At 62.2% G+C, this 23,851-nt stretch carries 21 protein-coding genes; 15 read left to right on the top strand and 6 right to left on the bottom strand.

Annotation, left to right across the window (positions count from 1 at the left end; all coding sequences use genetic code 11):
• The first annotated feature begins 15 nt into the window (after nucleotides 1–15).
• Nucleotides 16–429, top strand: coding sequence for a DUF2269 family protein (locus BXA01_RS14510; protein WP_076564472.1), 414 nt, complete (start codon nucleotides 16–18; stop codon nucleotides 427–429).
• Between the two features lie 120 nt (nucleotides 430–549).
• On the opposite strand, the gene BXA01_RS14505 is transcribed toward BXA01_RS14510, so the two are convergent.
• Entirely contained in the window at nucleotides 550–1,206 is a 657-nt protein-coding gene (locus BXA01_RS14505) for an HAD family hydrolase (RefSeq protein WP_076564471.1), read from the bottom strand.
• Between the two features lie 143 nt (nucleotides 1,207–1,349).
• On the opposite strand from BXA01_RS14505, the gene BXA01_RS14500 reads away from it, so the two are divergent.
• Together BXA01_RS14500 and ptsP are read left to right on the top strand one after the other, a co-directional pair.
• On the top strand, nucleotides 1,350–1,829 hold the full coding sequence (locus BXA01_RS14500) for an RNA pyrophosphohydrolase (protein WP_003229203.1): 480 nt from the start codon (nucleotides 1,350–1,352) through the stop codon (nucleotides 1,827–1,829).
• Between the two features lie 22 nt (nucleotides 1,830–1,851).
• Nucleotides 1,852–4,131, top strand: a complete 2,280-nt coding sequence (gene ptsP, locus BXA01_RS14495; RefSeq protein WP_024014698.1) for a phosphoenolpyruvate--protein phosphotransferase — start codon at nucleotides 1,852–1,854, stop codon at nucleotides 4,129–4,131.
• Between the two features lie 122 nt (nucleotides 4,132–4,253).
• Here the strand turns inward: ptsP and BXA01_RS14490 are convergent, their stop codons facing one another.
• Entirely contained in the window at nucleotides 4,254–5,000 is a 747-nt protein-coding gene (locus tag BXA01_RS14490) for an NRDE family protein (protein ID WP_076564470.1), read from the bottom strand.
• A gap of 130 nt (nucleotides 5,001–5,130) precedes the next feature.
• Here BXA01_RS14490 and BXA01_RS14485 point away from each other — a divergent pair, with 130 nt between their 5' ends.
• The 3 genes from BXA01_RS14485 (at nucleotide 5,131) to BXA01_RS14475 (ending at nucleotide 7,830) form a co-directional block, all read left to right on the top strand.
• The gene (locus BXA01_RS14485) at nucleotides 5,131–5,913 is read left to right on the top strand and encodes a sulfite exporter TauE/SafE family protein (protein ID WP_016772682.1); all 783 of its coding nucleotides are present in this window, start codon (nucleotides 5,131–5,133) and stop codon (nucleotides 5,911–5,913) included.
• A 79-nt stretch (nucleotides 5,914–5,992) separates the two neighbouring features.
• Nucleotides 5,993–6,808 carry a prolipoprotein diacylglyceryl transferase gene (gene lgt, locus BXA01_RS14480; protein ID WP_016772683.1) on the top strand — a complete coding sequence of 272 codons (816 nt, stop codon included), beginning with the start codon at nucleotides 5,993–5,995 and terminating at the stop codon, nucleotides 6,806–6,808.
• Nucleotides 6,809–6,858: 50 nt separating this feature from the next.
• Nucleotides 6,859–7,830, top strand: a complete 972-nt coding sequence (locus tag BXA01_RS14475; protein WP_076564469.1) for a thymidylate synthase — start codon at nucleotides 6,859–6,861, stop codon at nucleotides 7,828–7,830.
• Between the two features lie 125 nt (nucleotides 7,831–7,955).
• Here the strand turns inward: BXA01_RS14475 and cadR are convergent, their stop codons facing one another.
• Nucleotides 7,956–8,405, bottom strand: coding sequence for a Cd(II)/Pb(II)-responsive transcriptional regulator (cadR, locus tag BXA01_RS14470; protein ID WP_016772685.1), 450 nt, complete (start codon nucleotides 8,403–8,405; stop codon nucleotides 7,956–7,958).
• 84 nt (nucleotides 8,406–8,489) lie between these two features.
• Between cadR and BXA01_RS14465 the strand changes: the two genes are divergently transcribed.
• From BXA01_RS14465 to BXA01_RS14435, 7 genes are all read left to right on the top strand, one after another.
• Nucleotides 8,490–10,796 carry a heavy metal translocating P-type ATPase gene (locus BXA01_RS14465; protein ID WP_076564468.1) on the top strand — a complete coding sequence of 769 codons (2,307 nt, stop codon included), beginning with the start codon at nucleotides 8,490–8,492 and terminating at the stop codon, nucleotides 10,794–10,796.
• A gap of 15 nt (nucleotides 10,797–10,811) precedes the next feature.
• Nucleotides 10,812–11,675 (top strand): LysR family transcriptional regulator, encoded by an 864-nt coding sequence (locus BXA01_RS14460; protein WP_038861192.1) that lies wholly within the window; start codon nucleotides 10,812–10,814, stop codon nucleotides 11,673–11,675.
• A 258-nt stretch (nucleotides 11,676–11,933) separates the two neighbouring features.
• The gene (locus BXA01_RS14455) at nucleotides 11,934–13,010 is read left to right on the top strand and encodes a putative 2-aminoethylphosphonate ABC transporter ATP-binding protein (protein WP_076564467.1); all 1,077 of its coding nucleotides are present in this window, start codon (nucleotides 11,934–11,936) and stop codon (nucleotides 13,008–13,010) included.
• Nucleotides 13,010–14,734, top strand: coding sequence for a putative 2-aminoethylphosphonate ABC transporter permease subunit (locus tag BXA01_RS14450; protein WP_076564466.1), 1,725 nt, complete (start codon nucleotides 13,010–13,012; stop codon nucleotides 14,732–14,734). Before BXA01_RS14455 ends, BXA01_RS14450 begins: the two co-directional genes overlap by 1 nt.
• Nucleotides 14,735–14,771: 37 nt before the next feature.
• A complete protein-coding gene (locus tag BXA01_RS14445) occupies nucleotides 14,772–15,797 on the top strand; it encodes a putative 2-aminoethylphosphonate ABC transporter substrate-binding protein (protein ID WP_076564465.1) in 1,026 nt (341 codons plus the stop codon).
• Between the two features lie 126 nt (nucleotides 15,798–15,923).
• A complete protein-coding gene (locus BXA01_RS14440) occupies nucleotides 15,924–17,057 on the top strand; it encodes a TIGR03364 family FAD-dependent oxidoreductase (RefSeq protein ID WP_076564464.1) in 1,134 nt (377 codons plus the stop codon).
• Nucleotides 17,054–17,608, top strand: coding sequence for a phosphonate degradation HD-domain oxygenase (locus tag BXA01_RS14435; protein WP_076564463.1), 555 nt, complete (start codon nucleotides 17,054–17,056; stop codon nucleotides 17,606–17,608). Before BXA01_RS14440 ends, BXA01_RS14435 begins: the two co-directional genes overlap by 4 nt.
• 97 nt (nucleotides 17,609–17,705) lie before the next feature.
• Here the strand turns inward: BXA01_RS14435 and BXA01_RS14430 are convergent, their stop codons facing one another.
• Both BXA01_RS14430 and BXA01_RS14425 read right to left on the bottom strand, forming a co-directional pair.
• Complete coding sequence (locus tag BXA01_RS14430) at nucleotides 17,706–19,082, bottom strand: GTPase/DUF3482 domain-containing protein (RefSeq protein ID WP_076564462.1); 1,377 nt, start codon at nucleotides 19,080–19,082, stop codon at nucleotides 17,706–17,708.
• Nucleotides 19,075–20,448 (bottom strand): DUF2868 domain-containing protein, encoded by a 1,374-nt coding sequence (locus BXA01_RS14425; protein WP_076564461.1) that lies wholly within the window; start codon nucleotides 20,446–20,448, stop codon nucleotides 19,075–19,077. The genes BXA01_RS14430 and BXA01_RS14425 overlap by 8 nt, the downstream gene beginning before the upstream one ends.
• A gap of 85 nt (nucleotides 20,449–20,533) precedes the next feature.
• On the opposite strand from BXA01_RS14425, the gene BXA01_RS14420 reads away from it, so the two are divergent.
• Entirely contained in the window at nucleotides 20,534–21,046 is a 513-nt protein-coding gene (locus BXA01_RS14420) for a dihydrofolate reductase (protein WP_076564460.1), read from the top strand.
• A gap of 93 nt (nucleotides 21,047–21,139) precedes the next feature.
• Here BXA01_RS14420 and BXA01_RS14415 read toward each other — a convergent pair whose 3' ends face one another.
• The gene (locus tag BXA01_RS14415) at nucleotides 21,140–22,531 is read right to left on the bottom strand and encodes an L-cystine transporter (RefSeq protein ID WP_076564459.1); all 1,392 of its coding nucleotides are present in this window, start codon (nucleotides 22,529–22,531) and stop codon (nucleotides 21,140–21,142) included.
• A 239-nt stretch (nucleotides 22,532–22,770) separates the two neighbouring features.
• Here BXA01_RS14415 and BXA01_RS14410 point away from each other — a divergent pair, with 239 nt between their 5' ends.
• Nucleotides 22,771–23,826 carry a phosphorylcholine phosphatase gene (locus tag BXA01_RS14410; RefSeq protein WP_076564458.1) on the top strand — a complete coding sequence of 352 codons (1,056 nt, stop codon included), beginning with the start codon at nucleotides 22,771–22,773 and terminating at the stop codon, nucleotides 23,824–23,826.
• Nucleotides 23,827–23,851 lie beyond the last annotated feature (25 nt).

Here is a 23,851-nt window from a genome sequence, read left to right as displayed (position 1 = left end):
ACGGAAGAGAACGACATGGAAACCCTGACCACCCTGAAAGTCCTCCACGTTGCGGCGACCGTGGTCATCCTCGCGAGCGGGCTGGGGCTCGCCGCCCTGACCTGGCGTAATCGCAGCGAAGGGCCGGCCAGTACGATGCGCCGTCCCTGGCTGTTTATCTGGTGCCTGATGCTGATTGGCATGCTCAGCATGCCTTTCACCGGCTGGTGGCTGGTGCATCTGGTTGGCTGGCCACTGGGGCAATTGTGGATTCTGGGATCCAGCGTGATCTACGCCGTGGCCACATTCAGTGCGGTCTGGCTGCTGGTCCGGCTGGATCGGCTGTGGACAAGCGGGGTGGGCAATCGCAAGTTCAATCTGGCCCTGGCGATTGTCAGCGGCGTCGGATTTGTCGCCATAGCGGCGTTGATGGGGGCGAAGCCGGTTTAAGGCTTGAGGCCGAGTTGACCCCCATCGCTGGCAAGCCAGCTCCCACAGGGGTATTCAGTGAACACAGATTAAGTGGACACTGAGAACCCTGTGGGAGCTGGCTTGCCAGCGATAGCAATCTCAGTCGCGCAACGAAATCACCGGCCAGCCACGCTTCTCGGCCTCGGCCCGCAGATTCGGATCCGGATCCACCGCCACCGGATTCGCCACCTGCTCCAGCAGCGCCAGATCATTCATCGAATCGCTATAGAAATAGCTGTCCTCAAGCGAATAGCCGGTCTCTTCCAGCCACCGATTCAGGCGCGTGACCTTGCCTTCACGGAAACACGGAATGTCGGTGCTGCGCCCGCTGTAGCGGCCGTCGATCATTTCGCATTCGGTGGCAATCAGGGTTTCCACGCCCAGACGCACAGCGATCGGCGCGGTGACGAAACGGTTGGTGGCGGTGATGATCACCAGTTTGTCGCCGGCATCGCGGTGCTTTTTCAGCAACTCCAGTGCCTTGGGCAGCACGATCGGCTCGATGCAGTCGCGCATGTAATCGCTGTGCCAGGCATCGAGTACGGCCATTTCCGTGCGGCCGAGAATTTCCAGGCAGAAGTTCAGGTAGGCGGCGTTGTCCAGCTTGCCGGCCAGGTAATCCTGATAGAACTCGTCGTTGCGCGCCTTGTAGGCGATCGGGTCGAGGAAGCCGCGCTCGCACAGATAATCGCCCCAGGCGTGATCGCTGTCGCCGCCCAGAAGGGTGTTGTCCAAATCGAATAAAGCCAGGCGCATTGCAGTTACCCGCTGAAAAGTCAGTAAAAAGGCGACAAGAATACGGTCTTTTCACAAGAGTGCACATAAGGTAGGAACCTTCGTTGCCGCCTGATCAAGCTTTGTGGAACAATGCGGCGACATGCGTTTGCGAGGTTGTTGCCGTGATCGACCCCGATGGTTTCCGCCCCAATGTCGGGATCATTCTGACGAATGACGCCGGCCAGGTGCTATGGGCTCGCCGTATCAATCAGGACGCCTGGCAGTTTCCGCAAGGGGGGATCAACCCCGAGGAGACGCCGGAAGACGCCTTGTACCGCGAGCTGAACGAAGAAGTTGGCCTGGAACGTGAAGATGTTGAAATACTGGCCTGTACCCGGGGCTGGTTGCGCTATCGTTTGCCGCAACGCCTGGTGCGTACCCACAGCCAACCGCTGTGCATCGGCCAGAAACAGAAATGGTTTCTCCTGCGCCTGATCTCCAACGAGCAGCGGGTGCGGATGGATCTGACCGGTAAACCGGAGTTCGATGGCTGGCGCTGGGTCAGCTATTGGTATCCGTTGGGCCAGGTGGTGACATTCAAGCGCGAGGTGTATCGACGCGCTCTCAAAGAGCTTGCCCCGCGCCTTTTAGCGCGCGACTGACGACGGAGTTCGACCCCGAGCCATGCTCAATACGCTGCGCAAGATCGTCCAGGAAGTTAACTCCGCCAAGGATCTCAAGGCGGCGTTGGGGATTATTGTGTTGCGCGTCAAAGAGGCCATGGGCAGCCAGGTCTGCTCGGTCTACCTGCTTGATCCGGAAACCAATCGCTTCGTCCTGATGGCCACCGAGGGCTTGAACAAGCGCTCGATCGGCAAGGTCAGCATGGCCCCCAACGAGGGTCTGGTCGGTCTGGTCGGCACGCGTGAAGAACCCCTGAACCTGGAAAACGCTTCGGTTCACCCGCGTTATCGCTACTTCGCCGAAACCGGTGAAGAGCGTTACGCCTCGTTCCTCGGTGCACCGATCATTCACCACCGCCGCGTCGTCGGCGTGTTGGTCATCCAGCAGAAAGAACGCCGTCAGTTCGACGAAGGTGAAGAAGCCTTCCTCGTGACCATGAGCGCGCAGCTTGCCGGCGTGATCGCCCACGCCGAGGCCACCGGTTCGATCCGTGGTCTGGGCCGGCAGGGCAAGGGCATTCAGGAAGCCAAGTTCGTCGGCGTACCGGGTTCGCCGGGTGCCGCCGTCGGTACCGCCGTGGTCATGCTGCCGCCGGCGGACCTGGACGTGGTGCCGGACAAGACCATCACCGACATCAACGCTGAGCTGGCGCTGTTCAAGACCGCCATCGAAGGCGTGCGCGCCGACATGCGCGCCTTGTCCGCCAAACTTGCGACCCAGCTGCGCCCGGAAGAGCGCGCGCTGTTCGACGTCTACCTGATGATGCTCGACGATGCCTCGCTGGGCAGCGAAATCACCACGGTGATCAAAACGGGGCAGTGGGCTCAGGGCGCGCTGCGTCAGGTGGTCACTGAGCACGTCAACCGTTTCGAACTGATGGACGACGCCTACCTGCGCGAACGCGCCTCGGACGTCAAAGACCTTGGCCGCCGTCTGCTCGCCTATCTGCAGGAAGAGCGCCAGCAGAATCTGGTCTACCCGGAAAAAACCATTCTGGTCAGCGAAGAGCTGACGCCGGCGATGCTCGGCGAGGTGCCGGAAGGCACGCTGGTCGGTCTGGTTTCGGTACTCGGTTCAGGTAACTCCCACGTTGCGATTCTGGCCCGGGCCATGGGCATTCCGACGGTGATGGGCCTGGTCGATCTGCCGTACGCCAAGGTCGACGGCATCGAAATGATCGTCGACGGCACCCGTGGCGAGGTCTACACCAACCCCAGCGAAGTGCTGCGCAAGCAGTTCGCCGAAGTCGTCGAAGAAGAGAAACAATTGGCGCTGGGCCTCGACACCCTGCGCGACCTGCCGTGCGTGACCCTCGATGGCCATCGCATGCCACTGTGGGTCAATACCGGCCTGCTCGCCGATGTGGCGCGGGCGCAGAAGCGTGGCGCCGAAGGGGTTGGTCTGTACCGCACCGAAGTGCCGTTCATGATCAACCAGCGCTTCCCGAGCGAGAAGGAACAGCTGGCGATCTACCGCGAACAGCTCGCCGCGTTCCACCCGCAACCGGTGACCATGCGCAGCCTCGACATCGGTGGTGACAAGTCGCTGTCGTACTTCCCGATCAAGGAAGACAACCCGTTCCTCGGCTGGCGCGGTATCCGCGTCACCCTCGACCACCCGGAAATCTTCCTCGTGCAGACCCGCGCGATGCTCAAGGCCAGCGAAGGCCTGAACAACCTGCGGATTCTGCTGCCGATGATCTCCGGCACTCACGAACTCGAAGAAGCCCTGCACCTGATCCACCGGGCATGGGGCGAAGTGCGCGACGAAGGCACCGACGTGCCGATGCCGCCGATCGGCGTGATGATCGAGATCCCGGCAGCGGTGTACCAGACCAAGGAACTGGCGCGGATGGTCGACTTCCTCTCCGTCGGCTCCAACGACCTGACCCAGTACCTGCTGGCGGTCGACCGCAACAACCCGCGCGTCGCCGACCTTTACGACTATTTGCACCCTGCGGTGCTGCAAGCCCTGCAAACCGTGGTCACTGACGCCCACGCCGAAGGCAAACCGGTGAGTATCTGCGGCGAGATGGCCGGTGATCCGGCGGCGGCGGTGCTGTTGATGGCGATGGGTTTCGACAGCTTGTCGATGAACGCCACCAACCTGCCGAAGGTGAAGTGGATGTTGCGCCAGGTGAACCTGAGCAAGGCCCAGGAGATGCTGGCGGAATTGATGAAGATCGATAACCCGCAGGTTATCCACAGCTCGCTGCAACTGGCGCTGAAGAATCTCGGGTTGGCGAAGATGAATTCGCCGGTGGTGACCAAGGCTCTCTAAAAGGCTGATGCCCTCTTCGTCGGAACGCCGCCCGGAGCAGGCTCGCTCCCACAGGGATTCGTATCGATCACGAAACCCATGTGGGAGCGAGCCTGCTCGCGAAGGCGCCAGTTCAGGCACCGCTAAACCACAATCTCCACCTCGCCCAAATGCCCACCGTACGGCCCAAAGCTGCGCTCTACCATCCGCCGCGTACCGTCCGCTCGCACGATCAACGCTGTACTCGCTCGGGTCCCATAGCTCTGGCTGGCAATAAACACACTCGACAACAACGACTCCGTCGCCATGCCCACCCCGGTATCGGGCAACTCGGCCTCGGGTGCGGTCTGCGCATCGCTGAGCAAGGTCAACAAGCGCTCCGGCTGCGGATCATCCAGCACCGCGCTCAACGCAGCCTTGGCCTTGAGCAGTTTCGGCCAGGGCGTATCCAGCCCCGCGTTGGATAAACCATAAACCCCGGGCTGCAACATCACCGGCTCTGACGCCCGCGCATTGAAGTGCCACAACTCATGGGCATTGCCCAGCAGCAGATTGAACCCGGCGTATTCGGCGGCACGACCCACCACATCGCTCAAATAATCGTCAATCGACAGATCACCCGCAAGAAAGCGCGCCACCAGCTCGCCCCGGGATTTGGTTGCCGATGGCTGCTGTGGATCGCGGATATTGGTCAGCGCGGCGAAGCGTCCGTTGGCGCCGATCCCCAGCCACGTGCCGCCAGCTTCAAGATCACGCCCGGCATGCACATGCGGCGCCTCGGGCCACGGCGCCAATGGCAGGCTGGGGCGGGCGTAGAATTCGTCGCGGTTGGCCGCGACGATCAGCGGCTGGGCATGGCCCGGGCGCCAAGCGAAAACGATCAGGCACATAAGGTGGTCCTTGTGTGTTTTTTGCCCACTCTACGCATCCGGCGTCCGTGCATCCATCGCCAGTGGAGCAGAACGCTGCGCATCCGTTAACATGCCGCTCCTGTTTTGCCGACGAGTGCTGGAGACGGTCATGGAATTTCTGCTCTACCTGGCGCTCGGCGCCTGTGCGGGCGTGCTCGCCGGGCTGTTTGGCGTTGGCGGCGGGATCATCATCGTCCCGGTGCTGGTGTTCAGCTTCACTTTGCAGGGCTTCGATCAGTCGATTCTTACGCACTTGGCGGTGGGCACGTCGCTGGCGACGATCATTTTCACCTCGGTCAACGCCGTGCGTGAGCATCACCGCCGGGGCGCGGTGCGCTGGGCGATTTTTCGCTGGATGACCGTGGGTATCCTGCTCGGTGCCGGTTTCGGGGCGCTGACCGCAGAAGCGATCTCCGGGCCGAACCTGCAAAAGATCATCGGCGTATTTGCCCTGGTGATCGCCGTGCAACTGGCGCTGGATGTCAAACCCAAGGCCAGCCGAACGGTGCCGGGCAAACTCGGTCTGACTGCCGCCGGTACGGTGATTGGCTGGGCCTCGGCGATTTTCGGCATCGGTGGCGGCTCGCTGACCGTGCCGTTTCTGACCTGGCGCAGCGTGCCGATGCAGCAGGCGGTGGCGACCTCGTCGGCCTGTGGCCTGCCGATCGCTCTGGCCAGTGCAGCAAGTTTCATGATTCTGGGGTGGCACGATCCGTTGTTGCCGGCCCATAGTCTCGGTTTTGTGTATTTGCCGGCATTGTTGGGCATCGCCCTGACCAGCATGGTCTTCGCTCGGCTCGGCGCGCGTCTGGCGCACAGATTGTCGCCGCGCTTGCTGAAAAGGCTGTTCGCCGCTTTGCTGTTCTGCGTGGGTTTGAGCTTTCTGCTCTGACCGCGTGGCAATCCTGGCTTAATCCTGAGGTGGCAGCGTCGCCCGGGAATTTCGCTTTCAACTCTAACAAGGAGTCGCAATGCTGCCTTACCCGCAGATCGACCCGGTGGCCCTGGCCATCGGTCCGCTGAAAATCCACTGGTACGGTCTGATGTACCTGATCGGCATCGGCGGCGCGTGGCTGTTGGCGTCGCGCCGGCTCAACCGCTTCGACCCGACCTGGACCAAGGAGAAACTCTCCGATCTGGTGTTCTGGCTATCGATGGGCGTGATCGTCGGCGGCCGTCTGGGTTATGTGCTGTTCTATGATCTGAGCGCGTACCTGGCCAACCCGACGCTGATTTTCGAAGTGTGGAAGGGCGGCATGTCGTTCCACGGTGGTTTCATCGGCGTGATGCTCGCGGCCTTGTGGTTCGGCAAGCGCAATGGCAAGTCGTTCTTCCAGTTGATGGACTTCGTCGCGCCGATGGTGCCGATCGGCCTGGGCGCCGGGCGCATCGGCAACTTCATCAACGCCGAGCTGTGGGGCAAGGCCACCGACGTGCCGTGGGCCATGGTGTTTCCGCCGTTCAGCGATCCGGCGCAACTGCCGCGTCACCCGTCGCAGCTGTATCAGTTCGCCCTCGAAGGCGTGGCGCTGTTCCTGATCCTGTGGATCTTCTCGCGCAAACCGCGCCCGACCATGGCGGTCTCGGGCATGTTCGCGCTGTTCTACGGCATCTTCCGGTTCATCGTCGAATTCGTCCGCGTCCCGGATGCTCAGCTCGGCTACTTGGCGTGGAACTGGCTGACCATGGGTCAGGTACTCTGCGTGCCGATGATCGTCGGCGGGCTGTTGCTGATCTGGCTGGCCTATCGTCGCGCCCCGGCAGCGCCGCTCGCGCCGACGGCTTAAACTACGAACCCCGGCGCGCGACGCCGGGGCTCCAAGGACACAGGTAACTCATGAAGCAATATCTCGAACTGGTCTCGCACGTCATTCAGAACGGCACCAAGCAGGCCAACCGCACCGGTATCAACACCATCAGTTTTCCGGGAGCGATGCTGCGTTTCGATCTGCAGGAAGGCTTCCCGGCGATCACCACGCGCAAAATGGCCTTCAAATCGGCCATCGGCGAGATGTGCGGGTTTCTGCGTGGCGTGAACAACGCCGCTGAATTCCGCGCGCTGGGCTGCAAGGTCTGGGACCAGAACGCCAACGAAAACGCGCAGTGGCTGGCCAACCCGTTCCGCCAGGGCGACGACGACCTCGGCGAAATCTACGGCGTGCAATGGCGCAAGTGGCCGGCGTACAAGCAGATCCCGCTGAGCAACACTGCTGCCATCGAACAGACCCTGAGCAACGGCTACAAGCAGATCGCCCAGGGCGAAGAGGACGGCCAGGCCTACGTCGTGCTGTACAAGGCGATCGACCAGGTACGCCAGTGCGTCGACACGATCATCAAGGATCCGGGCAGCCGGCGCATTCTGTTCCACGGCTGGAACGTCGCCCAGCTCGATGAAATGGCCCTGCCGCCATGCCACCTGCTGTACCAGTTCCACCCGAATGTCGAGACCAAAGAGATTTCTCTGACCCTCTACATCCGTTCCAACGATCTGGGCCTGGGCACGCCGTTCAACCTCACCGAGGGCGCCGCACTGCTGAGCCTGATCGGTCGCCTGACCGGCTATACGCCGCGCTGGTTCACCTATTTCATCGGCGACGCGCACGTCTACGAGAACCACCTGGACATGCTCAACGAACAGCTCAAGCGCGAGCCGTTTGCCATGCCGAAACTGAAAATCTCCGACCGCGTGCCGGAGTTTGCCAAGACCGGTGTGTATCAGCCGGAATGGCTGGAGCTGGTCGAGCCGAGCGATTTCTCGCTGGAAGGCTATGAGCACCATCCGCCGATGACCGCGCCGATGGCGGTCTAAACCACACCGCAGTATCCCTTTGGGAGCGAGCCTGCTCGCGAAGAGGGCGTGTCAGTCACAGATGTGTCGACTGATACACCGCTTTCGCGAGCAGGCTCGCTCCCACATTTGTTTTTGCGGTGTGCTTAGTGGCCGTGGCTACGGCCGACGTGGGAATGCTCAACTTCGGTTGCAACAACCCCGCCACTCACTTCCAGCCGTTGCAAGATCCCGCATTGATCCGCCTCCGGCCCTTCGCCACAGCGTTGGCGCAGGTCGAGCAGTTGTGTCTGCAACGCCAACAACCCATCAATTCGCGCCTTCACGTGCTGAATATGTTCGTCGATCAGCGCATTGACGCTCTCGCACTGATCCTGCGGGCTGTCGCGCAGGGCGAGGAGGCTGCGGATTTCTTCGAGGGTCATGTCGAGGGTGCGGCAGTTGCGGATGAAGGTCAGGCGCTCGGCGTGGGCCTGGGTGTAGACGCGGTAGTTGCCATCGCTGCGCGCCGGTTCCGGCAGGAGGTTTTCGCGCTCGTAGTAGCGGATGGTTTCCACCGCACAGTCGGTGAGTTTCGCCAGTTCGCCGATCTTCATGACGGCCATCTCCAAAAGGGTGCTTGACCCTATAGTGGCTACAGGGTCTTTACTTGGCAACAGGCACCTTCATGGACGCGACCAATGAGTGATTCCCTGCACACCCACAAGCCCGGCGACGGCCACGATCACAGTCATAAATTGCAGCCGGTGCATAAACATTCGCACGGCGGCGATTCCTGCTGCGCTTCGAAAGCTGCGCCGGCCCCGGTTCATTCGCACGAAGATTCCTGCTGCTCGTCGAAAGCCGCAACGCCTGCCCTGGTGCAACTGAGCGAAAAAACCAGCGCCGACGCGCGCCTGAGCAGCTTCCGCATCGAGGCAATGGACTGCCCGACCGAGCAGACGCTGATCCAGAACAAGCTCGGAAAACTGGCCGGCGTGCAGCAGCTGGAATTCAATCTGATCAATCGCGTGCTTGGCGTGACCCATAATCTGCCGGGCACCGAGCCGATCACCGAGGCGATCAAATCCCTCGGCATGCACGCCGAGCCGCTGGAGGCGGGTGTCGATGCTCCGGCCCCGGCTGCGGTGAAAAAACACTGGTGGCCACTGACGCTGTCCGGCCTGACCGCGCTGGGCGCCGAAGTCATTCATTTCACCAGCGCTGCCCCCGACTGGGTGGTGGCGATTGTTGCGCTGGTGTCGATCCTCAGCGGCGGCCTCGGCACTTATAAAAAGGGCTGGATTGCCCTGAAGAACCGCAATCTCAACATCAACGCGCTGATGAGCATTGCGGTGACGGGCGCGATCCTCATCGGCCAGTGGCCGGAAGCGGCGATGGTGATGTTCCTCTTCACCGTCGCCGAGCTGATCGAAGCACGCTCGCTGGATCGCGCGCGCAACGCGATCAGTGGCTTGATGCAAATGACTCCCGAGCGAGCCACGGTCTTGCAGGCCGACGGCAACTGGCGCGAACAAGAGGTAAAAAGCGTCGAACTCGGCGCCCGCGTGCGGGTGAAACCCGGCGAGCGCATCGCGCTGGACGGCGCGGTGGTCAGCGGCAGCTCGACCATCGACCAGGCACCGATCACCGGCGAAAGCCTGCCGGTGGAAAAAACCGTCGGTGACAAAGTCTTCGCTGGCACCATCAATCAGGCCGGATCGCTGGAATATACGGTGACCGCTGCGGCGAACAATTCGACCTTGGCGCGGATCATTCACGCCGTCGAACAGGCCCAGGGCGCGCGGGCGCCGACGCAGCGTTTCGTTGATCAATTCTCGAAAATCTACACCCCGGCGGTGTTCGTCTTCGCCTTGGCCGTGGCGATCATCCCGCCGTTGTTCATGGGCGCGGCGTGGTTCGACTGGATCTACCGCGCGCTGGTGTTGCTGGTGGTTGCCTGCCCGTGCGCATTGGTGATTTCCACCCCGGTGACCATCGTCAGCGGCCTCGCGGCGGCGGCGCGCAAGGGCATTCTGGTCAAGGGCGGCGTGTATCTGGAGGGCGGCTTCAAGCTTGATTATCTGGCGCTGGACAAGACTGGCACGATCACTCACGGCAAGCCGGTGCAGACCGATTACCTGTCCCTCGACCCGACCGCCGACGCCACGGCTCCGGCAATTGCTGCTGCGCTGGCCGGTCGCTCCGATCACCCGGTGTCGCTAGCGATTGCCAACGCCGCTGTGGATAAAAACTTCGCTGCGCCGACTGTGGTTAACTTCGCCGCGTTGGGCGGGCGGGGCGTCAAAGGCGATATCAACGGCCAGACTTATCACTTGGGCAACCATCGTCTGGTTGAAGAATTGGGCCTTTGCTCGCCGCAACTGGAAGAGAAGCTGTTCGCGCTGGAAAAACAGGGCAAATCCGTGGTGCTGTTGCTCGACAACTCAGGCCCGCTGGCGCTGTTCGCCGTGGCCGACACGGTCAAGGAAACCAGCCGCGAAGCGATTCGTCAGCTGCATGAACTCGGGGTGAAAACCCTGATGCTGACCGGCGACAACGTCCACACCGCGCAAGCGATTGCCGACCAGGTCGGCATCGACGAGGCGCGCGGCGATTTGCTGCCGACCGACAAGCTGCAAGCCATTGAAGATCTGTACAAGCAGGGCCACCGGGTCGGCATGGTCGGCGATGGCATCAATGACGCCCCGGCATTGGCCCGCGCCGAGATCGGGTTCGCCATGGCCGCCGCCGGCACCGACACCGCGATCGAAACCGCCGATGTCGCCCTGATGGACGACGATCTGCGCAAGATCCCCGCGTTCATCAGCCTGTCGCGCAACACCGCGAGCATCCTGAAACAGAACATCGCACTGGCGCTGGTGATCAAGGCGATCTTTCTTGCGGTAACCTTTGCCGGGCTTGCCACCATGTGGATGGCGGTGTTTGCCGATATGGGCGTGAGCCTGCTGGTGGTGTTCAACGGTTTGCGCCTGCTGCGCAAGTAAACGTGAGGGATGGTTGTGCTGAGTGCCGAGCTGAAAGCGTTTTACATGGTCGCCCGCCTGGGCAGCATCACGCTGGCGGCGAAAAAACTCGGCCTCAGCCAACCGACCGTGACCACGCAGATCCGCAATCTGGAGAGTCAGTATTCGGTGGAACTGTTCTACCGTGGCGGGCGCCGTTTAAGCGTCAGTGACGAAGGCGCGCGGTTGTTGCCGATGGTCAAGACCCTATTGCAGCAAGAGGCCGACATCGAATTCTTTCTGCGCAATAGCGGGCAAGTGCAGGGCACGCTGCGCATTGCCGCGACGGCGCCGTATTACATCCTCGATCTGGTGAAGACCTTCCGCGAGCGTTTGCCGCAGGTGGAAGTGTCGGTGGAGATCGGCAATTCGCAGCAAGTGCTCGAAGCGCTGGAGGATTACCGCGTGGATGTCGCGGCATCGTCGCAGTTGCTCGATGATGCGCGGTTGATTCGCCGGGTACTCGGCACCGATCCGCTGGTGCTGGCGGTGCATCGCAATCATCCGTTGGCGGCGCAGGAACATGTGACGCTGAACGCACTGGCCGGGCATACGTTGTTGATGCGCGAGCCGGGTTCGACCACGCGGCGCTTGACCGAAGAGTTGCTGGCCAGCGCCGGGGTCAGTTTCGGGCCGTTGCTGGAGATCGGCAGCCGTGAGTCGATTCGTGAAGCCGTGCTGCGCAATATCGGTATCAGCATCATTGCGCGGCAGGAAGTGCCGCATGATCCGCAGTTGCGCGTGCTGACCATCGAGAATGCGCCGCAGATTCCGGAGTATCTGTATTGCCTGAAGGAAAGAAAGGGTGCGCGGTTGCCGGCGGCGTTTCTCGGCTTGGCACAAGAGATGTCTCCGGCCTGATTTCTTGTTTGCCTTCGCTGGCCTCATCGCTGGCAAGCCAGCTCCCACAGGTATTTCTGGTGTTCACAAAATCTGTATTCATTGGAGATCACTGTGGGAGCTGGCTTGCCAGCGATGAGGCCAGACCAAACAACTCATGATCCGAGCCATCTGAACCAAAATCCCCAAATACCACTATCAGCCGTTTTTGCCTCGTTGCCACATGACGGACGCATTACAACTCTAGGATTGGCCTCATCCGTTTGATGAGGCCTGTCCATGAATCCTGCCATCGCAACTGCCCTGACCAACCCCGGCGCGCCGATGAAAGTGCGCGGCGTGCACAAGCGTTTCGGTGCGTTCACTGCGCTGGATAACGTCTCCCTCGACGTCGCCGCCGGTGAACTGGTGTGCCTGCTCGGCCCGTCGGGCTGTGGCAAGACCACATTGCTGCGCTGCATTGCCGGGCTGGAACAGCAGGACAGTGGCGAGCTGTATCTGGGCGATCGCGATGTCTCGCATCTTGCCCCGCAAGCGCGGGATTACGGGATTCTGTTCCAGTCCTACGCGCTGTTCCCGAATCTGACGGTCGAGGCGAACATTGCCTACGGCCTCGCCGGCAGCGGTCGCGATGAAGTGCGCCGGCGTGTCGGCCAGATGCTGGAACTGGTCGGCCTCACTGGCAGTGAGAAAAAGTACCCAGGCCAATTGTCCGGCGGTCAGCAACAGCGAGTAGCGCTCGCTCGCGCATTGGCGCCGGCGCCGTCGCTGTTATTACTCGATGAACCGATGTCGGCCCTCGACGCGCGGGTGCGCGAGCATCTGTGCACCGAGCTGCGTCAGCTGCAACGCAACCTCGGCATCACCACGCTGATGGTCACGCACAATCAGGACGAAGCGATGTTGATGGCCGATCGCATCGCCGTGATGAACAACGGCCGTGTCGAGCAGTACGCCACGCCGCAGGAAATCTACAACCGTCCGGCCACGCCGTTCGTGGCCGAGTTTGTCGGCCAGGGCAACTGGCTGCCGTTCCAGCGCAGCAGCGACAGTCACGCCCAGGTCGGCGGGATGAATCTGCGCCTGGCCGAGGGCAGCGTACACGGCGCTTCGGGTCGACTGTTCTGCCGCCCGGAGGCGATCAACGTCAACCCGCTGGTGCACGAAGAGAACCTGTTCCCGGCCAGGGTTCGCGAAGTCACTTTCCTCGGCAACCGCTGCCGGATGAGCTTCGAACTTGATCAATTGCCGGGCCACGCACTGCTCGCCGAAATCGCTCCAGAAGCCATGCCGCGCCTCGGCGCCCAGCAGATCATGGTCGCCTTGCCGCCGCGCAGTTTGCAGGTGTTCGCCTGATGAACAGCAACCTCGCGCTGCCGCTACCGCACAAGCAGGTGCGACAGTCCTCGAAAGTCGAGATCGGCGATCGCCTGTTCGTGCTCGGCGGCAAAGTCCTCCTGCTGGTGTTGCTCGGCCTCGCGGTGCTGCTGCCGTTGCTGGCGATCTTCTGGCGCGGCTTCAGCAACGACGCCGGGCAGGGCGGTGGCTGGCTCGCGGCGAAGGAGTTGGTGACCAGCGCCAATTTCCATTGGCTGCTCGGCAACAGCCTGAAAGTGTCCCTCAGCGTTGCGGCCATTGTCGTACCGCTGGCCTACCTGTTTGCCTACGCGCTGCAACGCACGCTGATTCCGGGCAAAGGCATCTGGCGCGGAATCTCGCTGCTGCCACTGATGGCGCCGTCGATGCTGCCGGGGATTGCTCTGGTCTATCTGTTCGGCAACCAGGGCATGCTGCGTGGGCTGCTGTCGGACAATATCTATGGGTTCTGGGGCATTGTGCTGGGCGAGGTGATCTACACCTTCCCCCATGCGCTGATGATTTTGCTCTCGGCATTGTCGCTGGCCGATGCGCGGCTTTTCGATGCCGCATCGAGCATGGGCGCCAGTCCGGCCAAGGCGTTTCGCAGCATCACCTGGCCGGCGACCCGCCAGGCGGTATTCGCTGCGTTCTGTCTGGTGTTCACCCTGACCATTACCGATTTTGGTGTGCCGGTGGTGGTCGGTGGCGACTATCAAGTGCTGGCGCTGGAAGCCTACAAAGCCGTGGTCGGCCAGCAGCAATTCGGTCGCGGCGCGTTGATCGGCATGGTGCTGTTGCTGCCGGCGCTGTTCAGCTTTGGTGTCGATGCCTGGCTGCGTCGGCGTCACGGCGACTCCATGAGCGGGCGCGCGCAGGTGTTCAAACCGCTGCCGTCCAGGCTGCGCGACGGCTGCTATCTGGCGATCGTTTTGCTGATCAGTGCGGCGTTGATCCTGGTGTTCGGCATGGCGGTGTTTTCGTCGCTGGTGAAGTTCTGGCCGTACAACCTGTCGCTGTCGCTCAACCACTATCAGTTCAACGAGACCGCCGGCGGTGGCTGGCTCGCCTACGGCAACAGTCTGAAGATGGCGCTGGGCACCGCGCTGATCGGCAGCGTGCTGATTTTCACTGGCGCCTATCTGATGGAGAAAACCCGCACCCAGCGTGGGCTCAACCTGGCTTTGCGCATGCTCAGCTTCGTGCCGATGGCGGTGCCGGGGCTGGTGCTGGGCCTGGGCTACGTCTTCTTCTTCAACCTCCGCGGCAATCCGCTGCACGTGCTGTACGGGACGATGACGCTGCTGATCGTCTGCACCATTGCGCACTATCTGACCACCGCACAAATGACCGCGACCACCGCGCTGCGCCAGCTCGACGCCGAGTTCGAAGCTGCGGCGCTGTCGCTGAAGGCGCCGCTGTACCGGCATTACCTGCGCGTCACCGTGCCGATCTGCCTGCCGGCGCTGCTGGACATCGTGCGCTACCTGTTCGTCTCGGCGATGACCACGGTTTCCGCTGCGATCTTCCTTTACAGCCCCGACACCATCCTCGCGGCGGTGGCGGTGCTGAACATGGATGACGCCGGCAACGTCGGCGGTGCGGCGGCAATGTCGACCCTGATTCTGTTCACCTCGGCCGGCGTGTCGCTGCTGCTGGCGTGGGCTTCGCGCGGCCTGTTGCGCCGTTCCCAGGCCTGGCGGCAAACCGCGCCCGGTCACTGATTGCAAACCCGATCAACTCATCTACAGGAAAACGCTCATGTTCAAGCCTATGGCCCTGGCCGCTGCTGTGCTCGCGACTTTCAGCCTGAATGCCTTCGCGGCAAAAACCGAGTTGATGGTGTACACCGCCCTCGAAGCCGAACAACTGAAGTCCTACAAGGAGGCCTTTGAAAAGGCCAACCCGGACGTCGAGATAAAATGGGTGCGCGATTCCACCGGGATCATCACCGCCAAACTGCTCGCCGAAAAGGCTCGTCCGCAGGCCGACGCGGTATGGGGCCTCGCCGCGTCGAGCCTGGCGATTCTCGACCAGCAAGGCATGCTGCAAAGCTATGCACCGAAGGATCTCGGCAAGATCGGCGCGAACTACCGCGACGCCGCCAACCCGCCAGCCTGGGTCGGCATGGACGTCTGGGCCGCGACCATTTGCTTCAATACCGTCGAGGCCGAGAAGCAAGGTCTGACCAAGCCCGTGAGCTGGCAGGACCTGACCAAGCCTGAGTACAAGGGCAAGATCGTCATGCCCAATCCGGCGTCGTCCGGCACCGGTTTCCTCGACGTCAGCGCCTGGCTGCAGACCTTCGGCGAGAAGCAGGGCTGGGCGTATATGGACGGCCTGCACCAGAACATCGGCCAGTACGTTCACTCCGGTTCCAAGCCGTGCAAACTGGCGGCGGCGGGGGAGTTTCCGATCGGGATTTCCTTTGAATATCCAGCCGTACAGCTGAAACGCCAGGGCGCGCCACTGGACATCATCCTGCCGAAGGAAGGTCTGGGCTGGGAGATCGAAGCGACGGCGGTGATCAAAGGCACGCCGCATGAAGAGGCAGCGAAGAAACTGGCGGACTTCTCTGCCAGCGCCGAGGCGATGGATCTGTACAAGGAGAACTTCGCTGTTCTTGCGCAGCCGGGGATTGCCAAGCCGCAGACCGAATTGCCAGCCGATTATGAGCAGCGGCTGATCAAGAACGACTTTGCCTGGGCCTCGAAGAATCGCGACGAGATCCTGGCTGAATGGCGCAAGCGGTATGACGGCAAGTCCGAGAAAGTTGTCGCCAAGTAACCGGTGCCGATCGTTCCCACGCTCCGCGTGGGAATGAATCCCGTGACGCTCTGCGTCACAAAGGACGCGGAGCGTCCCTGGCTGCGTTCCTTTGCTCCGCGTGGGAACGATCATTGAGGTGGCTTCATGACACAACACCAAGACCTGCTCATCGTCGGCGCCGGCATCCTCGGTCTGTCCCACGCCTATGCCGCTGCCAAACGCGGCCTGAAAGTCGCGGTATTCGAACGCACCGCCACGCCCCTCGGCGCTTCGGTGCGCAACTTCGGCCAGGCGCTGGTGACCGGTCAGCCGCCCGGCATCATGCTCGAACTGGCCAAGGCCAGTCGCGAGATCTGGGGCGACTGGGCGCAACTTGCCGGCCTGCAGATCAAACGCAACGGCTCATACCTGTTCGCCCGTAACGAGGCCGAAGAACACCTGCTCGAAGTCTTCTGCGCCGGCCGCGCCATCGAGCACGGCTACAACGTCGAGCTGCTGCGCGGCGCGGCGTTGCGTGATCTCTACGGCGGCCAGTTCAGCCATCACCGTGCTGTGTTGCACGGTATCGATGATCAGCAGTTGTATTCGCGCGAAGCGATTCCGGCGCTGATCGATTATTTGCGCCGCGACCTGGGCGTCGAGTTTCACTTTTCCACACTGGTGCGCGGTGTCGAGCCGGGGCATCTGCACAGCACCGCCGGCAGTTTTACCGGCAAGCAGATCATCGTCTGCTCCGGCCACGATTATCAGACCCTGCTGGCCGAGCCGATTGCCGCGCTCAATCCGCAGATCTGTCGTTTGCAAATGCTGCGGGCCAGACCAAGCATCGAGTTGAACCTGCAACACGCCGTGCTCACCGGCCTGAGCTGCGTACACTACGGCGCCTTCGCCGATCTGCCGGAAGCCGCAGCGGTGCAGGCGCAGATTCTCCGTGAACAACCGCACCTGCACGCCAACGGCATTCACTTGCTGATCAGCCCGACGCCGTACGGTGAGTTGATCATCGGCGATTCGCATCATTACGGCAGCGATGCGTCACCGTTCAACGCCGAGCAGGTCGACAACTGGATGCTCGAACTCGCCGAGCAGACGCTGGGATGCCAGGTGCAAGTGGTCGAACGCTGGCAGGGTGTCTATGGTGCTCGGGGACCGGGGCCGTTTTCTTTCCTGCGTCCGGCACCGGGCCTGAGCGTGGCGCTGATGCACACCGGCGTCGGCATGAGCGTCGGCCCGGCGCTGGCCGAACGCAACATCGCGCAGTTACTGGAGGAGGCATGAATCACGAACAGGTGATCGCCCGGGTGTTCGGCCTGTATGAACGCTTCGGCGCCAGCGATTACATCGGCGAACCGGTGTCGCAGCTCGAGCACATGTCCCAGGCCGCAGAATTGGCCATGGCTGAAGGCTGTGACGATGAAGTGGTGCTGGCGGCGTTCTTTCATGACATCGGCCATTTGTGTGCCGAGGGCGCGGAAAACATGGGCGGTTATGGCGTGGTCAGCCATGAACGGCTCGGGGCCGATTATCTGCGTGAGGCAGGTTTCAGTGAACGGCTGGCGCGACTGGTGGAATATCACGTTCAGGCTAAACGCTATCTGACCTTGCGCGAGCCGGGCTATTACGCGCGGTTGAGTGAGGCGAGTCGCAGGACGCTGGAATATCAGGGCGGGGTAATGAGCGCGGCTGAGGCGGATGCGTTCGAGGCTGATCCGTTGTGTGCGCTGAGTTTGCGCATGCGGCGCTGGGATGAGTTGGCGAAGGAGGTTGCAGTGCCGCTGGTGGATCTGGCTGGATTGAAAGCGAAAGCGGCGCGACTGCTGGCGGCGTAACCCATGTCACCGAGTCGCGCCATTCGCGAGCAGGCTCGCTCCCACAGGGATCCGCATTCCAATGTGGGAGCGAGCCTGCTCGCGAATGGCTCAGGCGCTACAAGTTTTCAGCCAACGCCTCCACCTGCTCCTGCCTTTCCGCCTGATTCAACTTCGCCTGCGGATTGAGCGACGACCACTGCGGATGCGCGCGCGCTTTGTTCAGCGCTTCCGGCAACTTGCCTTCGCGCCAGGTTTTATCCACAGGCGTGGCCACCTGAATGCTGTCCATCGCCGCATGCCCACGCTGATCCAGCGCCAGCAACAACTGGCGCTGGCGCAGCGCCAGAAGGCGCAGCACGGCGTCATCCACCGTCAATTCCCGCTGGCCTTTGATCTTGCCGAGCAAGCGGCTGCCGTAACTGCGCGCCGTTTGCAGTGCGCCACCGGCAATCGCGCCGGCCAGTGCTGCCGCGCCGAGGGTAATCCCGCCGACCAGCAAATCCACGCCAGCCCCGGCCGCTGCACCGGCAGCAATGCCGCCGCCGACGCGCACGCCGAGTTGCTTCAGGGTTTCCGGGTTGAACAGGTCATCGCCCCAGCGCCCGTCGAGCAACGGCAAGTCACTGGCCGCCGCGTCCTGCGGGCGAAACGCGTAGAGCTTGAGCAGCGCCTCAACGCACTTCTGCTCGCGCTGGCGCACGGCTTTGCGCAGTTCGCTGATCGCCTGCTGTTCCTGCTCGGCTTCGCTGACCACACTGCGTCGGCACGCGGCGCAATCGATCAGCAATTCGGCAATCAGGCGTGCGGCGCTTTGCTGACGGGCGAGGCGCTGCGCCTGCTGGTCGGCGATCAACCGCTCCAGTTGCGGCCGGGCGTTTTCCAATAGCAGGGCGAGGCTCTCGTACAAGCGCCGCTCGCCATCCTCGGGCGGTGCGACGCTGTCGAAGCGCACCAGCGCATGCAGCCCGAGCCGCGCCAGCGCTTCACGCCAATCGGGTTCGCGATGGTTGGCGCTGCTGACGAAATTCAGCACCGGCAGCAGCGGCTTGCCGCAACTGGCGAGCACTTCCAGCTCGTCGCGATACTTGGCCAGCACCGGTTCGCGGGCGTCGATCACATACAGACCGGCATCGGAGGCCAGCAGTTGTCGCAGTACCTTGGCTTCCTGTTCGAAACGCTGGCGCGCCTCGCTGCCGTCGAGAAACCGTGCCAGCCGTGCCGGGCCGTCGAGGCGTTCGCCGGGGCGCTCCAGGCGTTCGAGAAAATCCAACAGGGCGATCGCATCTTCCAGCCCCGGCGTGTCGTACAGATCGAGCAACGGCTCGCCATCCACCGACAACCGCGCGCCTTCAACATGCCGGGTGGTACTCGGCCGATGCGAGACTTCGCCGAAGCCGACATCGCGGGTCAGCGTGCGCAGCAGCGAGGTCTTGCCGACATTGGTGTGGCCGACCACCGCGAGTTTCAGCGGGGCCTTGCGTGCATCAGTCATGTCCGCTCTCCAGCCAGTTCATCGGCGCGCAATCGGCGAACGGCAACTCCAACTGTTGCAGCGCCGCGTGCCAGTCACCCAGACGTTGCCCGTCCAGCGCTTCGCCGGGTGGCGCTTGCAGCAGCCAGATGCGGGTGGCGCCGGCATTGCGCGCGAGTTCGGCGATCAGCGCGAGGCTGCCGCGATCCGGCGAACGTCGCGGATCACAGGCGATAGCCAGCCGAGCCGGCGGGAAGCGACTGAGTTGTTCGAGCAGTTTGTGCCGCGATTCGCGACTGTCGAGGATGCCCGCGTTGCTGACGTTTTTCGGCAGCGCGGGTGGCCATGGGCGCTGTTCGTCCAACTCGATCGCCACCAGCAGCGCGCCTTCACTGGCCAGTTCGCCGACGTTGCTTTCGACGCGATGCAGTTGCGCCGGCTCCGGGTCGTTGACACCAAGGCGCTCGCTGGTCGGCATCAGCCTTTCGCGCAGTTGCGCGTAGCCGGGCAGGTTCAGATCCAGGCGCAGCGTGGCTTTGCCGCTGTTCCAGCGCCACAGGCAGAACAGCGCGAGCAGCAGGCGCGGCAGCACGCCGTAGACCACCAGCACACCGACCAGCCACGTCGCCCAGGCTTGTCGTGCGCTTTCAATATCCAGTGCGCCGGCGCCGCTGGCGCGGATCATTTCCTCGGTCGGCACGTTGAAGCCAAGCAGCGCCGGCAGATAGCCGAGAGCCTGGGTGACGTGGATGAAAGTATCGGCGCTGAGGATCGTGGTTTCCCAGACAAAGCCGTAGCGCCGCGTGGCCATCAGCGTCAGCAGCAGAATCAACGCGCTGAGCATCGCCAGCAGCCACAGGCCATTGACCAACGCGCCGAGCGCCCAGCGGTTGAGTTTCTTGCGTTGCAGCAGCAACAGCAGGGCGGGCGCGAGCTGCGCGGCTTTGGCGTCGCGAGCGAATTTTTCGCTGAGCCACAGCCACAAGCGCCCGAGGGTGGCGCCGTGTTCGCCAGCGAAAATCAAGCCCAGCGCCCAACTCAGCAGCAAAATCAGATTGATCCCGAGCAGGCTGCCCAGGGCCCAGAACACATTCACCGGCGTCTGCCCAAGTGCGGCGAAAGCCAGACCGGCGCCGCTGAGCACGGCGAAAATCATCAACAGCACCAGCGCCAGACGCGCGCCTTGCAGCCAGTGCTTGAGGGCGGCGGTGAGCCCGTCACGCTCGGCCAGCCATAGCGCCCGGCGCGCAATGCGGCTCGGCAGATCGCCGCCAGCGGCGCGGGCCAGACGATTGGCTTCCAGGTCATCCAGCGGCCCCGCATGTTCTTCGCGCAGGCGGATGGTTTCGGTGAGCCAGAGGTTTTGCAGTGGAGTCAGTTCAGTCACGCGGCGTCCCGTCGCTAAATCGAGCGCTGAGCATAACCGCTGTGGCGCTTATCGGGGTAAGCGCGGCTCTGGTATCCTCGCCGGCATGACTAAATCACTGCCCCTCAGCCTGATCGCAGCCCTCGGTGAAAACCGCGTGATCGGCGTCGACAACAGCATGCCCTGGCACCTGCCGGGGGACTTCAAATACTTCAAGGCGACCACGCTCGGCAAGCCGATCATCATGGGCCGAAAGACCTGGGATTCGCTCGGCCGGCCGTTGCCGGGGCGCTTGAACATCGTGGTCAGCCGTCAGCCTGATCTGCAGCTCGAAGGCGCCGAAGTGTATCCGTCGCTGCAAGCCGCGGTGGCCCGCGCCGAGGAATGGGCGAAAGCCCAAGGCGTTGATGAGCTGATGCTGATTGGCGGCGCGCAGTTGTATGCGCAGGGACTGGCGCATGCCGATCGGCTGTACCTGACCCGCGTGGCGCTGAGCCCGCAAGGGGATGCGTGGTTTCCGGAGTTTGATCTGAGCGAATGGAAGCTGGTGTCGGATGTACCGAATCCGGCAGAGGGCGATAAACCTGCATATAGCTTTGAGGTTTGGGAGAAAGCCTAACAGCTTCGCGAGCAGGCTCGCTCCCACAGGGGAACGCATTTCAGTGTGGGAGCGAGCCTGCTCGCGAAGAGGCCCGCTCAGTCGCTGAGAAGCTTAAGCCTGGGCCAACTCTGCGTGCTCATCGGCATCCAGCAGCGCTTTATCCGTCTGCTGCATGACCTGACTGGTAATTGCCCCTGCGGTAATCGAGCCACTCACGTTCAACGCGGTGCGACCCATATCGATCAGCGGCTCGACCGAAATCAGCAGTGCCACCAGTGACACCGGCAAGCCCATCGCCGGCAGCACGATCAGGGCGGCGAACGTCGCGCCGCCACCGACTCCGGCCACGCCGGCCGAACTCAACGTGACAATCGCCACCAGCGTCGCGATCCACAGCGGATCCAGCGGGTTGATGCCGACCGTTGGTGCCACCATCACTGCCAACATTGCCGGATAGAGACCGGCGCAACCGTTCTGGCCAATCGTCGCGCCGAACGAGGCAGCGAAACTGGCGACCGACGAAGGAATGCCCAGACGACGGGTCTGCGCTTCGATGCTCAACGGAATGGTCGCTGCGCTGGAGCGACTGGTGAAAGCAAACGTCAGCACCGGCCAGATCTTGCGGAAGAAGCGCAGCGGGTTGATCCCGGCGGCCGACACCAGCACGCCGTGCACGACGAACATCAGGCCCAGGCCGATATAGGACACTACGACGAAACTGCCGAGCTTGATGATGTCCTGCAGGTTGGAACCGGCGACCACTTTGGTCATCAGCGCCAGCACGCCGTACGGGGTCAGCTTCATCACCAGACGCACCAGACGCATCACCCAGGCTTGCAGGGTGTCGATGGCGTTGATCACTTTCTGACCTTTTTCCACGTCATCCTTGAGCAGTTGCAGCGCGGCAACCCCGAGGAACGCGGCGAAGATCACCACACTGATGATCGAGGTCGGCTTGGCCCGGGCCAGGTCGGCGAACGGGTTCTGCGGAATGAACGACAGCAGCAGTTGCGGCACATTCAGGTCGGCGACCTTGCCGGCGTAGTCGTTCTGAATGGTTTGCAGGCGCGCCATTTCCTGAGTGCCGGCGACCAGACCTTCAGCGGTAAGGCCGAACAGGTTGGTCAGGCCGATGCCGATCAGCGCCGCGATGGCAGTGGTGAACAGCAGCGTGCCGATGGTCAGGAAACTGATCTTGCCCAGCGACGAGGCATTGTGCAGGCGGGCCACGGCGCTGAGGATCGAAGCGAACACCAGCGGGATCACGATCATTTGCAGCAACTGCACGTAACCGTTGCCGACCAGATCGAACCAGCCGATCGAGGCTTTCAGCACCGGATTGCCGGCACCGTAAATCGTGTGCAGCGCGACGCCGAACGCCACGCCGAGGACCAGTGCAAGCAGGACTTTTTTCGCCAGGCTCCAGGTAGAGTGGCGGGTCTGCGCCAGACCGAAGAGCAGGGCGAGGAACACCAGCAGGTTGAGAATCAGCGGTAGATTCATGAGAACTCCAGTAAAGACTGTGCCAACAGCCATCCGGGGCTGCTGCGAACCGGAAAGCCTAACAGCTTGATTTGCAATGATTTAATACCGAAATGGCAGGGCGTCCGTCGTTTTTGGAATAAGCGCGTGTCGCTGTCGGCAATGCAACTGACGCGCAGGGGACGTCAGCGGTCGCTGACAGGCGAGGGTTGTCACACTGATTTGTTAGCGTCGAACTCTTTGCATCGGGGAGTAGCGCTATGAGAATTGTACGCACGTTGTTGGCTGTGGCACTGGCGGCTGGCCTTGCCGGCCAGGCATTGGCCACGGACCTCAAGCATTGGCCGGCGGATCAGGCCAAGGCGCTGGACGCGATGATTGCCGCCAACGCCAACACGGGTAATTACGCGGTGTTCGACATGGACAACACCAGTTACCGCTACGACCTCGAAGAATCCTTGCTGCCGTTCATGGAAAACAAAGGCCTTATTACCCGCGACAAGCTCGACCCCTCGCTGAAACTGATGCCCTTCAAGGACACCGCCGGGCACAAGGAAAGCCTGTTCAGTTATTACTACCGGCTCTGCGAAGTCGACGACATGGTCTGCTACCCGTGGGTGGCGCAGGTGTTCTCCGGCTTCACCCTCAAGGAACTCAAGGGCTACGTTGACGAACTGATGGCTTCGGGCAAACCGGTGCCGGCGACGTATTACGAAGGCGATGTGGTGAAGAAGCTCGACGTCAATCCGCCGAAGATCTTCACTGGCCAGCAGGAGCTGTATAACAAGCTGATGGAGAACGGCATCGAGGTCTACGTGATGACCGCCGCCTCCGAGGAACTGGTGCGTATGGTCGCGGCGGATCCCAAGTACGGTTACAACGTCAAACCACAGAACGTCATTGGCGTTTCACTGCTGCTCAAGGATCAGAAGACCGGCGAGCTGACCACTGCGCGCAAACAGATCACTGCTGGCAAATATGACGAGAAGGCCAACCTCGGCCTGGAGCTGACGCCGTACCTGTGGACCCCGGCAACCTGGATGGCCGGCAAGCACGCGGCGATCCTGACCTACATCGATGAATGGAAAAAACCGGTACTGGTCGGCGGCGATACCCCGACGAGCGACGGTTACATGCTGTTCCATGATGTCGACGTGGCCAAGGGCGGCATTCACTTGTGGATCAACCGCAAGGACAAGTACATGACGCAAATCAACGGCATGATGGCCAAGCACGCGGCGGCGCAGGCCAAGGAAGGCTTGCCGGTGACGGCGGACAAGAACTGGGTGATCGTCAAGCCTGAGGAAATCCAGTAAGCCACCCCGATTCAAGGTGGGAGCG

Source organism: Pseudomonas sp. B10, from assembly GCF_900156235.1.
Classification (GTDB): domain Bacteria; phylum Pseudomonadota; class Gammaproteobacteria; order Pseudomonadales; family Pseudomonadaceae; genus Aquipseudomonas; species Aquipseudomonas siliginis.
This window is presented reverse-complemented; position numbering and strand designations above follow the sequence as displayed.

Bases quoted from the DNA above. Each gene is read 5' to 3' on its own strand.
- BXA01_RS14455 (WP_076564467.1), top strand. From the start codon at position 11,934: ATGAATCCTGCCATCGCAACTGCCCTGACCAACCCCGGCGCGCCGATG.
- BXA01_RS14440 (WP_076564464.1), top strand. From the start codon at position 15,924: ATGACACAACACCAAGACCTGCTCATCGTCGGCGCCGGCATCCTCGGT.
- ptsP (WP_024014698.1), top strand. From the start codon at position 1,852: ATGCTCAATACGCTGCGCAAGATCGTCCAGGAAGTTAACTCCGCCAAG.
- BXA01_RS14435 (WP_076564463.1), top strand. From the start codon at position 17,054: ATGAATCACGAACAGGTGATCGCCCGGGTGTTCGGCCTGTATGAACGC.
- BXA01_RS14445 (WP_076564465.1), top strand. From the start codon at position 14,772: ATGTTCAAGCCTATGGCCCTGGCCGCTGCTGTGCTCGCGACTTTCAGC.
- BXA01_RS14505 (WP_076564471.1), bottom strand. From the start codon at position 1,206: ATGCGCCTGGCTTTATTCGATTTGGACAACACCCTTCTGGGCGGCGAC.
- BXA01_RS14490 (WP_076564470.1), bottom strand. From the start codon at position 5,000: ATGTGCCTGATCGTTTTCGCTTGGCGCCCGGGCCATGCCCAGCCGCTG.
- lgt (WP_016772683.1), top strand. From the start codon at position 5,993: ATGCTGCCTTACCCGCAGATCGACCCGGTGGCCCTGGCCATCGGTCCG.
- BXA01_RS14415 (WP_076564459.1), bottom strand. From the start codon at position 22,531: ATGAATCTACCGCTGATTCTCAACCTGCTGGTGTTCCTCGCCCTGCTC.
- BXA01_RS14485 (WP_016772682.1), top strand. From the start codon at position 5,131: ATGGAATTTCTGCTCTACCTGGCGCTCGGCGCCTGTGCGGGCGTGCTC.
- cadR (WP_016772685.1), bottom strand. From the start codon at position 8,405: ATGAAGATCGGCGAACTGGCGAAACTCACCGACTGTGCGGTGGAAACC.
- BXA01_RS14430 (WP_076564462.1), bottom strand. From the start codon at position 19,082: ATGACTGATGCACGCAAGGCCCCGCTGAAACTCGCGGTGGTCGGCCAC.
- BXA01_RS14465 (WP_076564468.1), top strand. From the start codon at position 8,490: ATGAGTGATTCCCTGCACACCCACAAGCCCGGCGACGGCCACGATCAC.
- BXA01_RS14450 (WP_076564466.1), top strand. From the start codon at position 13,010: ATGAACAGCAACCTCGCGCTGCCGCTACCGCACAAGCAGGTGCGACAG.
- BXA01_RS14510 (WP_076564472.1), top strand. From the start codon at position 16: ATGGAAACCCTGACCACCCTGAAAGTCCTCCACGTTGCGGCGACCGTG.
- BXA01_RS14475 (WP_076564469.1), top strand. From the start codon at position 6,859: ATGAAGCAATATCTCGAACTGGTCTCGCACGTCATTCAGAACGGCACC.
- BXA01_RS14420 (WP_076564460.1), top strand. From the start codon at position 20,534: ATGACTAAATCACTGCCCCTCAGCCTGATCGCAGCCCTCGGTGAAAAC.
- BXA01_RS14410 (WP_076564458.1), top strand. From the start codon at position 22,771: ATGAGAATTGTACGCACGTTGTTGGCTGTGGCACTGGCGGCTGGCCTT.